We start from the raw sequence: 14690 nt of genomic DNA, 5'->3' as shown, positions 1-14690 counted from the left end.
CGGTCCGCATCACCTCATCCCCGGCGCATGGCGTCCGCGACCACCTCGCCGATGAGGACGGCCGTGGCCGCCGGCCCCCGCAGCGGAGCTGTCGGCAGGATCGAGGCGTCCGCGACCCGCAGGCCCGCCATGCCGTGCACCCTGCCGTACGCGTCGACGGCCGGGCCCAGCGGAACCGTGCCGCAGGTGTGGTGGCAGGTGCCGAGGTGTCCGTGGATCCACGTGTCGAGCAGCCGGTCGTCGGCGAGGACCCTCGGCCCCGGTTCAGCGAGCCCGGATCCGACCTCGGCGAAGTCGGCCGTCGCCGTCAACTCGGCGCAGACCCGCACCACTTCGCGCAGGCGCCGGCGGTCCTCGGCCGTGGACAGGTAACCGTGGGCGAGGCTCGGCGGCTCCGTGGCACCGGCGGAGCCCACGCGCAGTCGGCCGGTCGGCCGGGGTGTCTGGACGGACACCAGGAACGCCAGGGGAGCTCCCGGTATGGACACCCGTCCGCCGGTCAGTCCGGCCATGGGGACGAGGGACTGCAGTATCTCCAGATCCCCGGCCGGGTGGTCGCCGTCGGACGCGGGCAGGTGCAGGGCTCCGCCGAGCCACGAGCCGACAGGTTCGGGCAGCGGCCGCCGGGGCGCCCACTCCAGTACCAGTTGCGGATGGTCGCCGAACCGGGCGCCCACGGCGGGCAGGTCCCTGATGACCGGTATCCCGAGCCTCGCGAGTGCTGCCCGCGGCCCGATCCCGGAGAGCTGGAGCAGCTGCGGGGAGCGCAACGCCCCCGCACAGAGCACGACTTCACCCCCGCGCACGGTCGTCCGGCGCCCGTGCCGCTCGACCACGACGCCGGTCGCGCGTCCGCGCTCGACGACGACCGAGAGGACCGTACTGTCCCCTTCCACAAAGAGATTGGGCCGTCCGGACATCCGAGACAGGTAGGCGAGGCCGGTGTTGACCCGTACTCCGTCCACGGCGTTGGAGGGGACCGGACCGAACCCCGGCTCGTCCTGGGCGTTCTTGTCGGGTTCCGCGGGAAATCCCAGCCGGCGGGCGGCCGCACCGAACGCCGCCGTCGCGGGATGGCGCAGGTCCGTGCGGCGGAGGCGCACCGGCCCCCGGTCGCCGTGCAGCGGACCGGCGCCGTGGTCCAGGTCGGTCTCCAGCACCCGCAGGAACGGGAGCATCCGGTCGTACGACCAGACCGGACCGCCGCCCGCTGCCGCCCACCGGTCGAAGTCCTCCCGCCGGGCCCGCACGAAGTACCCGCCGTTGACGGTGGTCGAGCCGCCGAGGACACGGCCCCGGACGACCGTGTACGGGCGGCCGGCGGTGAGGCGCGCGGGAAACGGCTGGACGGCCGGGTGGCCGGGCTGCGCACCGGGGACCAGCCGGGCGTCCAGCAACTCCGGTGCGAACGACGGCGGCAGGCCCGGCACCGGACCCGACTCCAGTACCAGGACCGTGCGGTCGGGGTCCTCGGCGAGCCGGGCCGCAAGGGCTGCTCCCGCCGCACCGGCGCCGACCACGATGACGTCGAAGCGGGTTGCCCGGCCGCGGTGGTGTCCGGTCGGTCTCATGGTCAGGTGATTCAAGGCGCGGCCACCGGCCCGCACAACGGAGAGTCCCGATGGCCGGGACGGGCCCCCGCGCCGGGCCCGGCCGTCACCTCGGTACCTGGGCGTCTTGCTCGCTCTTCAGCCTGGCCTGTCGGTGCAGTTCGCGTGTGCTGCCGCTGGCGCGGATCCCCGGGCTTGGATCGAGTGTGTCGATCAGCCCCCAGCGCAGCGCTTCTGCGGCATTCGTCGGGGCGCCTGACAGGGCCAGGTAGGCGGTGCGTTCGCGGCCGATGCGAGGCGGGAGGCCGGCGGTGCCGCCCGCTCCGGGGATGAGCCCCATCTCGATCTCGGGCAGTCGGATCAGTGTGTCCGGGGCGGCGGTCACCGACCCCGCGAAGGCGGCCAGTTCGATGCCGGCGCCGACGCATGCGCCGTGGAGATGGGCCGTCACCCTGGGCGCGCACCGTTGGAGCAGCGCGGCCGGGCTGCGGTGGACGCGGATGCGGTGCGCCTCGGCGGGGTCGCGTGTCGTGCCGAACTCCGACAGGTCGCCCCCGCTGCAGAAAGCCGGCCCGTTGCCGTACAGGTGGACCTCGGTGATCGTCGTATCGGCAACAGCCACCTCCAGTGCCTCGCACAAGGCGTCCCTCGTGGCCGCGTCGAAGGCGTTGCGTACCCAGGGGCGGTCCAGCGTGAGCCTCAGGCGCTCGCCGTCACGGTGGACCCGGACGGGTTCGGCGGTGGGGCGCGGGGTGCGGGGGCGGGACGAGGCCAGCCAGGTACGGAAGTCTCCGCCCGCCAGAAGCGCGGAGTAGGCGAGGGATTCGAGGACCAGCCGGTCGGACGGGGGCAGTGCGGCGCCCATCCGGAGCACCTGGGCGAGGGTGACGCAGGCTGCGGGATGCCGGGCCACGGTGTCCCGCAGGAGCGACGCGGTGGCGTACGGATCGGCGCAACTCACCCATGGACGTGGGGGATCGGGGGCGGCCGTGAGGAGTATGTCGAACTCCTCGGTCACCTCTCTCGGTGTTCTCGCCACGGCGACGGTGACCTGGTCCCTCCCGGCTGACGGTCTGGCAGGACGGTCCAGGTCGACCAGGATGAAAGGAGGTTCCACGATCCCGTGAGTGTAATCTGGCGTCTCCCTTGGGAGAAGGGTGTTCGCGTCATGGGGAATGTCATTCTCGACCGATGGATGGCAGAGATCGAACCCTGCCTCGGCACACTTGTCGTTCTGACGGACGACTTCACCCGGCTCACAGGGGTGCCGGTCGACCTGCCCGTCACCCTGTTCCGCCGAGCCGAGCTGGCCGGATTCGAACCGCGGGGGAGGATCTCAGCGGGCGGCTCCTGCCGCCTTCTGCCTACCGCGGACGGCTGGGCGGCGATCAACCTGGCCCGCCCGGACGATCACGCGTCCCTTCCCGCGCTGCTGGCGCTCCTCGGCGCGCCCGGTGCCGACCTGGGCACTGCCGCCCTGCGCGCTCCGGCCACCGAACTCGCCCGCGAAGCCCAGCGGCTCGGAATCGCGGCGGCGGCGCACGAGGAGGCCGGCGGCAACCGTGCTCCGGTACGGGCCGAACGCCATGGAGTACCCCGTCGACGCGATGTGGCGGGGTTGCGAGTCGTCGACCTGTCCGCGCTGTGGGCCGGGCCGTTGTGCGCGCGCCTGCTGGGGCTGGCCGGAGCGCATGTGACGAAGGTGGAGAGCACCGGTCGGGCGGACGGGGCGCGTTTCGGCGTTCCCGCTTTCTACCGCTGGTTGCACGACGGTCACGAGAGTCTGGTGCTGGACTTCGCCTCCGGCGCTCTGGCGGAGGCCGTCTCCGAAGCCGACGTGGTGATCGAGGCGTCCCGTCCCCGGGCACTGCGGCGACTCGGCGTGTATGCCGAGGAGTTCCTGGCCGCTCGCCCCGGCCGGGTCTGGGTCAGCATCACCGGGTACGGACGCGACGACGACCGTATCGCCTTCGGTGACGACGCGGCGGTGGCCGCAGGGCTGACCGGCCGGGATGCGTACGGCGATCCGGTGTTCCTCGGTGACGCGACAGCCGATCCCATCACTGGTCTGTATGCCGCCCACGCCGTCGCACGCTCCCTGGCCTCCGGTGGCGGTGAGCTGCTGAGCGTGTCCATGGCCGCGTGCGCGGGCGCCCTCGCCGCCGGCCGGACAGCACCTTGCTGATCCACGATGTGGAAGTCGAGGGCCACGGTCGGGTGGACGTGCGGGTCGGTACGGGCGGCCGGATCGCGGACATCGGTCCCCGGCTGCCGGGACCGGCCGACCTGGACGGTCACGGCGGGGCGTTGCTGCCCGGGCTCCACGACCACCATGTGCATCTCACCGCACTGGCCGCAGCCGCCGCCTCCGTGCGGGTCGGCCCCGCCGATGTGCGGGGGCGTGCCGGGCTCGCTGCGGCGCTGTGCGAAGGGACACCGGGGAGATGGGTGCGAGCGATCGGTTACCACGAGAGCGTGGCGGGCGATCTGGACCGCTGGGCACTGGACGCGATCGTGCCCGACCGACCCGTCAGGGTGCAGCATCGCAGCGGCGCCATGTGGTTCCTCAACAGCGCCGCGCTGCGGGCGTCCGGATTGGACGATGTCTCCGAGTTCGACGACGGGCGGCTGTGGCGGGAGGACGGGCGCCTGCGCCGTCTCGTCCCTCCCGTACGGCTCGATCTGGCCGAACTCGGGCGGCGCGCCGCACAACACGGTGTCACGGGGTTCACCAATGCCGACCCTCGCCCGGCGCCGGGTCTGGCACGGACGCTGGCCGTGCTGCCCCAGCGGGTCGCCGTCATGGGCGTGGACGCACCCGTCAAGATCATGCTCGACGACCCGAGCCTGCCGACGCCCACCGACCTCGCGGCCACGTTCATCGGATTGCGGCCCCGCCCGGTCGCCGTGCACTGCGTCACCCGAGTGCAGCTGTTGGTGACCCTTCTCGCCCTGGAAGAGGCCGGGCCGGTCGCGGGCGACCGCATCGAGCACGGGGCAGTGATCCCGGTCGAGACCATGCCGTGGCTGCGGCGGCTCGGCGTGACGGTCGTGGCCCAGCCGCACTTCCCTGTCGAGCGCGGACCCGAGTACGCCACCGACGTGCGCCCCGACGACCGGCCGCACCTCTACCGCTGTCGCAGCCTGGCCGAGGCGGGCATCCCGCTGGCCGCCGGAACCGACGCACCGTACGGAACCCCCGACCCGTGGGCCGTGATGCGGGCCGCTGCGGAACGGGACGACGGGGAGGCCGTCACGCCGGAGGCCGCCCTGCGGCTCTTCCTGGGCACCCCTGAACGTCCCGCCCGCGCACGGCGGTTGTCCGTGGGGGCGGTGGCCGACCTGTGCCTGCTCCACGTTCCGCTGCGCGAGGCTCTCCACGCCCTGACCGCCGATCTCGTGCGGGCCACCTATGTCGGCGGCCGGGCGATCACTTCCTGAACCCGTCCGCTCAGACGCTGTATCCGCCGTCCACCCCCAGTGCCTGCCCGGTGATGAACGCGGCCCGGTCCGAGGCGAGGAAGCAGACGGCCTCCGCGATGTCCTGGGCGCGCCCGAACCGGCGCAGCGGGATGTTGCGCCGGGTGATCGCGAGGGCGTTCTCGTCGAGTTCCCCTGTCTCGATCAGCCGGGCCGCGATGCCGTCGTCGAGCATGCCGGGAGCGACACAGTTGACCCGGACGCCGTACCGGCCCTCCTCGGCGGCCAGGGCACGGGCGACCGCCTCGACAGCGCCCTTCACCCCCGAGGACAGCCCGTCACGGACCGGGTAACGGCGGGTCGCGACGGTGGTGACCGCGACGACGCTGCCCCCGCTCGCCCGCAGCAACGGCAGCGCCGGATGGACGAGGTTGAAGAACGCCACGGCGTCGGCCTCCAGTTGGGCACGGTACCGGGCGGGAGTGACCTGGCTCAGATGGGTCATGGGTACGTGCGGTCCGGCCGCGTACACGAGTGTGTGCAGGCCGCCGGACGTCTCGGCGGCCGCGGTGACGGCCGTCGCGGTCGCCACCTCGTCGGTCAAGTCGACCTGAAGTGACCGGACATGGAGACCCGACGCCTTGACCTCGTCCACCAGGGCTGTGGCTGCCTCGTGGTTGGCCCGGTAGGTGAACGTGACGTCGCTGCCGTGTTCCGCCAGCGTCCGTACGACCGCCGTGCCGATGCCGCCGGTGCCGCCCGCGACGAAGGCGGTGCCCGGCCGGCCGGCGAAGTCCTCCACGGACATGGCTCACAACCCCAGTGACTTGGCGATGATGACCTTCATGACCTCGCTCGTTCCCGCGTAGATCCGCGTGATGCGGGCGTCCGCGTACAGCCGGGCGATCGGATACTCCAGCATGTAGCCGTATCCGCCGAAGAGTTGAAGACATCGGTCCACGGCCCGGGCCTGCATCTCGGTGCAGAACAGCTTGACCTTCGCCGCGTCGGCGCCGGAGAGCCGGCCGTCGACCAGTTCCAGGACGGCCCGGTCCAGCAGGGCCTGCGCCGCCTCGATCTCGGCCGCGACGGCGGCCAGTTCGAACTTGGTGTTCTGGAAGGCGGCGACCGGTGAGCCGAAAACCTCGCGCTCCTTGACGTAGGCGACGGTCGTATCCAGCGCGGCCCGTGCCTGGGCCACCGAGCCGACCGCGACCGTCATCCGTTCCTGGGAGAGGTTGTGGCCCAGGTATCCGAAGGCCGCGCCCTCCTCGCCGAGCCGGTTGGCCAGCGGCACCCGCACGCCGTCGAAGGCCAGCTCGACCGTGTCCTGGGCCTTGACGCCCATCTTGTCCAGCGTCCGGCCACGCGTGAACCCCGGCATGCCGCCCTCCACGACGAGCAGCGTGAGCCCCGCCCGCCGGTCGCCCGGATCGGTCGCCGTACGCGCCACCGCGATCACCAGGTCGGCCAGCAGCCCGCCGGTGATGAAGGTCTTGGCGCCGTTGAGGACATAGGCGTCGCCGTCGCGCACGGCGGTCGTACGGATACCGGCGAGGTCGGAGCCCGTGCCCGGTTCGGTCATCGCGATGGCGGTGAGCAGCCTCCCGGACGCCAGGCCGGGGAACCAGCGTTCGCGCTGCTCCCCGTTCGCGTAGGCGAGGAAGTAGGGGAGTATGACGTCGAGTTGGGTGCGGACGGTGCCCAGGGTGACCAGGGCGGCGGCGGCCTCCTCCTGGAGGACGACGTTGTAGCGGTAGTCGGGCCGGCCGCCCCCGCCGTACCGCTCCGGGATCGCCATCCCCAGCAGACCCAGCGAGCCGAGCGTGGTGAAGAAGTCGCGCGGGACCCGCCCCGCCTTCTCCCACTCGCCGTAGTGCGGCACCACCTCCTTCGCCACGACCTCCCGCACCAGTGCCCGAAACGCCTCGTGGTCCTCGGTGAAGACATCCCGTCGCATGCCGACCGCCCCTGTCATTCCGCGAGTTCGACGAGGGTGGCGTTGGCCGTGCCGCCGCCCTCGCACATGGTCTGCAGGCCGTAGCGGATCCCGTGGGCGCGCATGTGATGGATCATGCGCGTCATCAGGACCGCACCCGACGCGCCCAGCGGATGGCCGAGGGCGATCGCGCCGCCGAGCGGGTTGAGGCGCTCCGGGTCCGCGCCGGTCTCGGCGAGCCACGCCAGCGGGACGGGCGCGAAGGCCTCGTTCACCTCGAACACCCCGACCTCCGGCAGGGCCACACCGGCCTTGCGCAGCACCTTCTCGGTCGCCGGGATCGGCCCGGTCAGCATCAGCACCGGATCGGAGCCGACGACCGCGCCCGCCCGGTACCGCACCAGAGGGGGCAGACCCAGCTCGCGAGCCCGCTCCGGCGTGGTGATCAGCAGCGCCGCCGCGCCGTCGGAGATCTGCGAGGCGTTGCCGGCGTGGATGACGCCGTCGTCCTGGAAGGAGGGCTTGAGCCTCGCCAGTGTCTCCACACTGGTGCCCCGGCGGACGCCCTCGTCCGCCGCGACCCCGGCCACGGGCACGATCTGCTCGTCGAAGGCCCCGCCGTCCTGCGCGGCCGCCGCCCGCTCGTGCGACAGTGCGGCGTACGCGTCGAGCCGCTCCCGCGTGAGGCCCCACTTCTGCGCGATCCGTTCGGCGGAGACGCCCTGATTGAAGGAGAAGTCCTCGTACCGGCCGAGGACTTGGGGGCCGTACGGCATTCCGTCCGCCTTCGCCGAACCCAGCGGCACCCGGCTCATCACCTCGACGCCACCCGCCACGACCACGTCCTGCTGCCCCGAGAGGACCGCCTGCACGGCGAACTCCAGGGCCTGCTGGCTCGATCCGCAGGCCCGGTTGACCGTGGTCCCGGGGATGCTCTCGGGCCAACCGGCGGCCAGTACGGCATAGCGGCCGATATTGCCGGACTGGTCGCCGACCTGGGACACGCATCCCCAGATCACGTCGTCGATGGCCGCCGGATCGATCCCGGCCCGGTCGGCCAGCGCCGTCAGCACCGCCCCGGACAGATCCGCCGGATGGACGCCGGCCAGGCCGCCGTTCCGTCTCGCGACCGCCGTACGGACCGCCGCCGCGATCACCGCTTCCCGCGTCATGTGTCGTTCTCCGTTCGTCTCGGCACCGCCCAGCGGCCGGTGAACTTCGGTTCGCGCTTGTCGGCGAACGCGGTGTACGCCTCCCAGACATCCGCGGTGGCGAAGTTGACCGCCTGCGCCCGCGCCTCGTCCGCCAACGCGTCCCGCAGGGTGCGGTCGGCGCCCTCGTCGAGCAGCGCCTTGATCTGGGCGAGCGCAACGGGCGCGCCGGACGCGAGACGCACCGTCAGGTCGTCGACGAAGGCGTCCACCCGGTCGGCAGCCACGACCCAGGTCACCAGGTTCAGCGCCCGCGCCTCCTCGGCGTCGACCGTCTCCGCCAACAGGGCCAGCCGCTTGGCCTGCTGGAGTCCGACGAGCCTCGGCAGCAGCCACGAGCCGCCGCAGTCGAGCGACAGGCCGCGCCGCGCGAAGATCTGCGAGAAACGAGCCCCGGGCGTGGCCACCACCAGGTCGCAGCCGAGCGCCAGGTTCCAGCCCGCGCCGACCGCCACCCCCGTCACCTTGGCGACGGTGGGAAAGGGCAACTCGTGCAGCAGCAGGGTGACTTCGGTGAGTGTCCGCATCCGGTGCAGCGGATGCCGGTCGACGATCGGCCGGGAGATGTCGGCACCGGAACAGAACGCGCCGCCCGCTCCGGTGAGGACGAGCGCCCGTACGGTGCTGTCGTCGCCGGCTTCCCTCAGCGCCGAAGCCAGCGCCTCCCACAGTTCGGCGTCGATGGCGTTCCTGCGGTGGGGCCGGTTGAGGGTCAGCGTGCGCACCCCACCGGCGTCGCTCGTCAGCAGCACGCTCACCGCACCGCTCCCTGCGCGCGCAGCGCGTCGATGTCCTGGTCACTGAAGCCCAGTTCGGTCAGTACGGCGTCCGTGTGCTCGCCCAGCGCGGGCACGGCGCCCATCGGCGGGTCGTACCCGGCGATGACGGGTGGCGGCAGCAGCGCGGGGACCGGACCCGACGGTGTCCGGATCTCCCGCCAGCGGTCGCGGGCGGCCAGTTGCTCGTGGGCGAGGACGTCCTTAGGCGTGTTGTAGCGGGCGTTGCCGATCCCGGCGGCGTCCGCGCGGTCCTGGACGTACGCCAGATCGTGCCGTGCGCACCAGGCAGCGATCGCGGCGTCCAATTGCGTACGGTGCTCGACCCGGCCGGCGTTCGTGCGGAACCGCTCGTCGTCCGCCAGGTCCGGGCGGCCGATCAACTCCCTCGCCAGGCGCTGCCATTCGGCTTCGTTGGTGGTGCCCAGGACGACGGTCTGCCGGTCGGCGGTCGGGTAGGCGCCGTACGGCGCGACGGCGGGCGAGCTCATGCCGAGCGGTTGCTGTTCGATCCCGGAATGCAGGGTGTACGTCAGCGGATACCCCATCAGCTCGGCCATGGTGTCGAACATGCTGACCGCGACCGACGGTGCCGGACCGCCCCGGCCCCTGCCGTACAGAAGCGCCAGTATCGAGAGCGCCGCGTACAGTCCGCTGCACACGTCCGCCACGGGCGGGCCCGGTTTCGCCGGGGCGCCGGGCAGACCGGTCACCGAGCAGGCTCCCGACTCCGCCTGGACCAGCATGTCGTAGGCGCGCTTGTGGGAGAGCGGGCCGCCGGGGCCGTACCCGTCGATCTCGACGGCGATCAGCGCGGGGTGCCGTACCTCCAGGTCGGCGGAGGACAGCCCGAGCTTGGCCGTGGTGCCGGGGGAGAGGTTGGAGACGAGCACGTCGGCGCGCTCCAGCAGCCGGTGCAGGACGACCAGGCCGGTTTCCGACTTCAGGTCGAGTGCGACCGACTCCTTGCCGCGGTTGGCCCACACGAAGTGCGCCGCCAGTCCGCCGACCACGTCGTCGTAGTGACGGGCGAAGTCACCGCCCCGGGGGTTCTCCACCTTGATGACACGGGCGCCGAAGTCGCCGAGCGTACGGGTGCACATGGGAGCCGAGACGGCCTGTTCCAGCGTCACGACGGTGACGCCGGCCAGCGGTCCGCCCATCTCAGTGCTCTCCGAGAAGGGTGCGCAGCTCGTGTTTGAGGACCTTCTGGCTCGCGTTGCGCGGGAGTGCGTCCACGAAGCGGACCCGACGGGGGACCTTGAAGTTGGCCATGTGCTCCCTGGCCCAGGCGATGACGTCTTCGTCCGTGGCCTCGGCTCCCGGCCGGCGTACGACGAACGCGCAGCCGACCTCGCCGAGCCGTTCGTCGGGGAGACCGATCACCGCGACCTGCGCGATGGCCTCGCAGCCGAGCAGCAGCTTCTCGATCTCGGCGGGGTAGGCGTTGAAACCCCCGACGATGAACATCTCCTTCTTGCGGTCGACCACCGCCAGGTTGCCGTCCGGGTCGAGGCGGCCGATGTCGCCGGTGTGCAGCCAGCCGTCGGGGTCGATCGTGGCGGCGGTGGCCCCCGGGTCCTCCCAGTAGCCGCGGGTGATGTTGTAACCGCGCACCAGGATCTCCCCGTCCCCGCCCGGCCCGACGTCCTGTCCGGTGTCGTCGGTGATGCGGACCTCGACGCCCGGTATGGGCCGGCCGGTGGTGCGGGCCACCGTCTCCTCCGCGTCACCGACCCGGGTGCTGGTCACCAGCGCGCTCGACTCGGTCAGCCCGTAGGCGCTCAGCACGACGTCGAAGGTCAGCTCCTTCTTCATGGCGTGGATCAGGGCCTCGGGGACCGTGGTGCCGCCCGTCATGGACACCCGCAGTGACGACAGGTCGTACGACGACCGGTCGGGGTGGTTGAGGAGGTCGTGGAAGATGGTGGGCGGGCCGAGGAGGATGCTGACCCGTTCCTCGGCAATGATGCGCAGGGCCCGTCCCGCGTCGAAGACGGCCATCGGGATCACCGTCACGCCGTGCATCAGGGAGGCGAGCCAGCCCGCCTTGTAGCCGAAGCAGTGGAAGAACGGCGGGATGACCAGGAACGTGTCGGCGGCGTCGAAGGTGTACTCCGTGGACATCCAGCCGTACGCCCGCAGGGACTGCCCGTGGGTGAGCGTCACGCCCTTGGGGTGGCCGGTGGTGCCGGAGGTGAACATCACGTCGGACAGGTCGTCCGGGGTGATCCGGTCGATCGACGCGTGTGCGGCCGAGGGCGCGGTCCCCGCTCCCGCGTCGAGGAAGTCCTGCCAGCCCAGGGCGGCTTCCCCCGGTGGCCCGAGGAGCGATACGGCGGTGGCCAGGGCGGGCAGGTCGGGATCGGCCCGCCGCAACGCGCCGATGTAGTCGGTGCCGAGGAAGGAGGAGGCCGCGAAGAGGGCCCTGGCACCCGACTTGCGCAGGATGTAGGAGATCTCCTGGGCCTTGAAACGGGTGTTCAGAGGGACGACCACACCTCCGGCCCCCTGGATACCGAGGGCCGCGACGATCCACTCCGCGCAGTTCGGAGCGCACAGGCCCACCCGGTCCCCGGGGCCGATGCCGAGCGCGAGCGCCGCACGCACCGCCTGGACCATCCGCTCCTCCAGCTCCCGGAAGGTCAGACGCACCGCGTCGTCGACGAGGGCCGGGGCGTCGCCGAACCGTCGTGCGGCGATCCTGATCACGTTCGGGATGCTGAGGAACTCCTGGTCGTGTCGCATCGACGGACTCCGTTCAGGCGCGGTCGTCGGCCGGCAGGCGCAGCAGCCGCTTGGCGATGATGTTGCGCTGGATCTGGGACGTCCCGCCGTAGACGGACGCGGCCCGGGAGTAGAGGTAGTCGGCGAAGATCTCGCCGCCCTCCGTGTGGAGTTCGTCCGGGAACACCAACAGGGCTGTCTCGTAGAGCCGTTGCTCGGCGCGGGTCATCAGCAGCTTGTCGACGGAGGATTCCGGTCCGGCGACCTGACCGGCGAGCCGCTGCGCGGTACGGCGCCGGGCGTGCGCGACGAGGACCTGGTAGTCGACGACGCACCGGCCGATCCGCGCGAGGAGGCCGTCCGGCAGGCTCCTGCCCCGCTCGTGCGCGGTGCGGCGCAGGCGGTTGACGAGTAGCCCGTACTTGGACAGGTGCCCGGTGTCGAGGGCATTGCGTTCGTACGACACCGTCGTCATCGCCAACGGCCAGCCGTCGCCCTCGGCGCCGACCCGCTCGGGCTCCTCCAGACGGACGTCGTCGAGGAACAGTTCGCAGAACTCCTCGTCACCGTTGGCCGCGCGCAGCGGGCGTACGGTCACGCCGGGCCGGTCCAGGGGCAGCACGAACGCCGAGATCGAGGTGTGCGCGGGAGCGCCGCGGTCGGTGCGGGCCAGGAGGAGGCAGAGGTCGGAGTACTGGGCGTAACTCGTCCACAGTTTCTGCCCGTTGACGAGATACCCGCCGTCGGACTGTGGCTGCGCGTAGGTGCTCATGCCGGCCAGGTCCGATCCGGCGCCCGGCTCGCTGAAGCCCTGGCACCAGACGTCGTCGCCGCGGAGCATCCGCGGCAGCAGCCGACGGCGCTGTTCCTCGGAGCCGAACCGCAGGAGGGCATGGGCGAGATAGCCGATCCGGGGCACCCCGGGGGCGCCGTATACCCCCAACTCGTCGCTGACGGCGACCTGGTGGAGCGGTGTCAGACCACGGCCGCCGTACTCCTCCGGCACATCGAGGCCGACCCAGCCGCCGGAGTGCAGGATCCGGTGCCAGCGGTGCAGGAACGTGGGGACCGGCTCGTCCGGCCGCCGCTGGGGCAGCGGGTGCCGGGCCAGCCAGGTGCGGAAGCCCTGCCGCAGCCGCTCCAGGTCCGCCGGGTCGCCGAAGTCGAGGGGGCCGTCGGTCATCGCGTCGCCTCCGGTGCGGCGAGGGCGGGCAGCAGATCGGCCGTGGTGGCCAGCGTCGTGGCGCCCACCAGGACCTTGCGCAGATACAGGTGGGCGATGTGCTCCCAGGTCTGGGCGATGCCTCCGAACACCTGCATCCCGGCGTACACCGCCTCCACCGCCGAGGTGTTCACCTCCGCCTTGGCCACACGGGCCGCCGCGAGCGCCTGCTCCGGCGGCTCGTGGTCGAGACACCAGGCGGCGTACCGGGTGGCGCTGGTGCAGGCCTCGACCAGGACGGTCGCGTCGGCGAGCAGATGCTGGACGGCTTGGAAGGAGCCGATCCGGCGGCCGTACTGACTCCGCTCGCGGGCGTATTCCACGCTCCGCTCGACGAACGACCCTGTAGCGCCGACGAGTTCACTCGCGACGAGCACCAGCGCGTACGCCTGCCACCGCTGTCGGTCCTCAGACGCGAGCCGGCCGAGAGGCTTGCCCACAGCGGAGGCCTTTCGAACGCTGCGCAGCAGGTCGGCGGTCGGGGCCGGAGAACCCGGCTCGGCTCGGGTCACGGTGCCTTCGGTGTCGACGTACAGAGCCGCGTCCGCTCCGTCGCAGTCCCAGGCGCGCAGTTCTGCCGCTCGTGGTCCGGGGAGACGCAGGTCGGGGGCGAGGGCGATCGTGAACCGTGTGCCGTGCTCGCCCGTGCCGAGCAGCCGTAGCAGCTCCGGAGCCAGCAGGGTCGTACCGAGCAGCGAGGTGGTCAGCGGCAGGCGGCCGTGCTCCTCGGCGAGCAGGGCGCACTCCTGGACGGTGGCGGCGGGCGGGGTGGTACGGCGGAGCTCGGCGAGGCCCAGTCCGTTGAGCGCCTCCTGCGCCGCGGCACGGGACTTGGGCCCGATGGCGTCGGCCGAGTCGACGGCGTGGTGGGTCGCGAACGTGCGGACCAGGTCGCGGACGAGCGTGAACTCCTCGGGCTGCACGCTCAGTCCTCCTCGGGTGCGGTCGGGCGGCGGCGAGCGCGGGTGGCGAGGTCGTCGACGATGCGGATGTGGTCCGGGCTGGTCATCGTGGACCGCTCCGCGAGGAGTGCCGCCTCCATGCCGCCGCGCGAGACCTGCTCGACCACGGTGGCCAGCGCAGCCTTCGTCGCACGCAGCGCCTCCGCGGGCTGCGCGGCGAGCCGGTGTGCCAGCGCGAGCGCCTCGGGCATCAGGTCGGCGCCGGGTACGACCCGGTTGGCGAGGCCGAGCCCGACCGCGGTGGCCGCCGGGATACGGTCCCCGGTGAACAGGTACTCCTTCACCCGGAGCAGGCTCGTCAGCAGCGGCCACAGGGTCACCCCGCCGTCACCCGCCACCAGACCGACCGAGACATGCGGGTCGGCGAGATAGGCGTCCTCGGCCATCAGGACCAGGTCGCAGCCGAGGGCCAGGGAGCAACCCAGGCCCACCGCAGGGCCGTTGACGGCCGCGATGACGGGCAGCGGGAAACGGATCATCTCCGTCTGGATGGTCCGGTCGAGCCGGATCGACCGCTCGCGCAGCTCCGGGTCGTCATGGTGGCGGCGCAGATGGTCGAAGTCGCCGCCCGCGCTGAACGCCCTGCCCGCACCCGTGAGGACCACGGCCCGGGCCTTGGTGTCGTCCGCCAGCTCGCGCCACACCTCGGACAGCCTGCGGTGAAGTTCCTCGGACACGCCGTTGAGACGTTCCGGACGGTTCAGGGTGACGATACGGACGTCGCCGTCGGCGGCCACGGTCAGCACGGGACTCACCTCGCTCATGGCAGCGATGTTATTAAAGGTCAGGCCGTAACTGTCAATGGTGTTGCGCGAAAATGAGAATGTGATTCTCGTGAGGCGCGGTCGTGCTCTGCTCTGAGCGGTGGCCGTCCGCCTTCGAG

At 72.0% G+C, this 14690-nt stretch carries 13 protein-coding genes and 1 tRNA gene; 3 read left to right on the top strand and 11 right to left on the bottom strand.

Going from position 1 to position 14690, the window contains the following annotated elements; genetic code table 11:
• Positions 1 to 14: 14 nt before the first annotated feature.
• Positions 15 to 1571 carry a GMC family oxidoreductase gene (locus tag ACIRR9_RS35440; RefSeq protein ID WP_403760541.1) on the bottom strand — a complete coding sequence of 519 codons (1557 nt, stop codon included), beginning with the start codon at positions 1569 to 1571 and terminating at the stop codon, positions 15 to 17.
• 85 nt (positions 1572 to 1656) lie between these two features.
• Positions 1657 to 2667, bottom strand: a complete 1011-nt coding sequence (locus tag ACIRR9_RS35435; protein WP_403760538.1) for an enoyl-CoA hydratase/isomerase family protein — start codon at positions 2665 to 2667, stop codon at positions 1657 to 1659.
• 78 nt (positions 2668 to 2745) lie between these two features.
• Between ACIRR9_RS35435 and ACIRR9_RS35430 the strand changes: the two genes are divergently transcribed.
• Together ACIRR9_RS35430 and ACIRR9_RS35425 are read left to right on the top strand one after the other, a co-directional pair.
• Positions 2746 to 3735 carry a CoA transferase gene (locus ACIRR9_RS35430; protein ID WP_403760535.1) on the top strand — a complete coding sequence of 330 codons (990 nt, stop codon included), beginning with the start codon at positions 2746 to 2748 and terminating at the stop codon, positions 3733 to 3735.
• Complete coding sequence (locus ACIRR9_RS35425) at positions 3729 to 4991, top strand: amidohydrolase family protein (protein WP_403760532.1); 1263 nt, start codon at positions 3729 to 3731, stop codon at positions 4989 to 4991. Before ACIRR9_RS35430 ends, ACIRR9_RS35425 begins: the two co-directional genes overlap by 7 nt.
• A 10-nt stretch (positions 4992 to 5001) precedes the next feature.
• On the opposite strand, the gene ACIRR9_RS35420 is transcribed toward ACIRR9_RS35425, so the two are convergent.
• From ACIRR9_RS35420 to ACIRR9_RS35410, 3 genes are read right to left on the bottom strand one after another with little or no spacing between them, the layout of a single operon-like run.
• Positions 5002 to 5778: an SDR family NAD(P)-dependent oxidoreductase gene (locus ACIRR9_RS35420; protein ID WP_403760529.1), complete on the bottom strand. Its 777-nt coding sequence runs from the start codon at positions 5776 to 5778 to the stop codon at positions 5002 to 5004.
• 3 nt (positions 5779 to 5781) lie between these two features.
• Positions 5782 to 6930 (bottom strand): acyl-CoA dehydrogenase family protein, encoded by a 1149-nt coding sequence (locus ACIRR9_RS35415; RefSeq protein ID WP_403760527.1) that lies wholly within the window; start codon positions 6928 to 6930, stop codon positions 5782 to 5784.
• Between the two features lie 14 nt (positions 6931 to 6944).
• Positions 6945 to 7913: a thiolase family protein gene (locus ACIRR9_RS35410; RefSeq protein WP_403760525.1), complete on the bottom strand. Its 969-nt coding sequence runs from the start codon at positions 7911 to 7913 to the stop codon at positions 6945 to 6947.
• On the opposite strand from ACIRR9_RS35410, the gene ACIRR9_RS35405 reads away from it, so the two are divergent.
• Positions 7890 to 7969 (top strand) — tRNA-OTHER (locus ACIRR9_RS35405). The two genes, ACIRR9_RS35410 and ACIRR9_RS35405, sit on opposite strands and share 24 nt — an antisense overlap.
• Positions 7970 to 8077: 108 nt before the next feature.
• Here the strand turns inward: ACIRR9_RS35405 and ACIRR9_RS35400 are convergent.
• Genes ACIRR9_RS35400 through ACIRR9_RS35375 form a run of 6 tightly spaced genes read right to left on the bottom strand, consistent with a single transcriptional unit; the run spans position 8078 to position 14571 of the window.
• Positions 8078 to 8878, bottom strand: a complete 801-nt coding sequence (locus tag ACIRR9_RS35400) for an enoyl-CoA hydratase/isomerase family protein (protein ID WP_403760522.1) — start codon at positions 8876 to 8878, stop codon at positions 8078 to 8080.
• The gene (locus ACIRR9_RS35395) at positions 8875 to 10059 is read right to left on the bottom strand and encodes a CaiB/BaiF CoA transferase family protein (RefSeq protein WP_403760520.1); all 1185 of its coding nucleotides are present in this window, start codon (positions 10057 to 10059) and stop codon (positions 8875 to 8877) included. The genes ACIRR9_RS35400 and ACIRR9_RS35395 overlap by 4 nt, the downstream gene beginning before the upstream one ends.
• A gap of 1 nt (position 10060) precedes the next feature.
• Positions 10061 to 11644: a FadD3 family acyl-CoA ligase gene (locus tag ACIRR9_RS35390; protein WP_403760517.1), complete on the bottom strand. Its 1584-nt coding sequence runs from the start codon at positions 11642 to 11644 to the stop codon at positions 10061 to 10063.
• A gap of 13 nt (positions 11645 to 11657) precedes the next feature.
• A complete protein-coding gene (locus tag ACIRR9_RS35385; RefSeq protein ID WP_403760514.1) occupies positions 11658 to 12806 on the bottom strand; it encodes an acyl-CoA dehydrogenase family protein in 1149 nt (382 codons plus the stop codon).
• Entirely contained in the window at positions 12803 to 13768 is a 966-nt protein-coding gene (locus ACIRR9_RS35380; RefSeq protein WP_403760512.1) for an acyl-CoA dehydrogenase family protein, read from the bottom strand. Before ACIRR9_RS35380 ends, ACIRR9_RS35385 begins: the two co-directional genes overlap by 4 nt.
• A 2-nt stretch (positions 13769 to 13770) precedes the next feature.
• Positions 13771 to 14571 (bottom strand): enoyl-CoA hydratase/isomerase family protein, encoded by an 801-nt coding sequence (locus ACIRR9_RS35375; RefSeq protein WP_403760509.1) that lies wholly within the window; start codon positions 14569 to 14571, stop codon positions 13771 to 13773.
• Positions 14572 to 14690 lie beyond the last annotated feature (119 nt).

Origin of the sequence: Streptomyces sp. NPDC101234 (assembly GCF_044767525.1) — a bacterium.
GTDB lineage: Bacteria > Actinomycetota > Actinomycetes > Streptomycetales > Streptomycetaceae > Streptomyces > Streptomyces sasae.
This window is presented reverse-complemented; position numbering and strand designations above follow the sequence as displayed.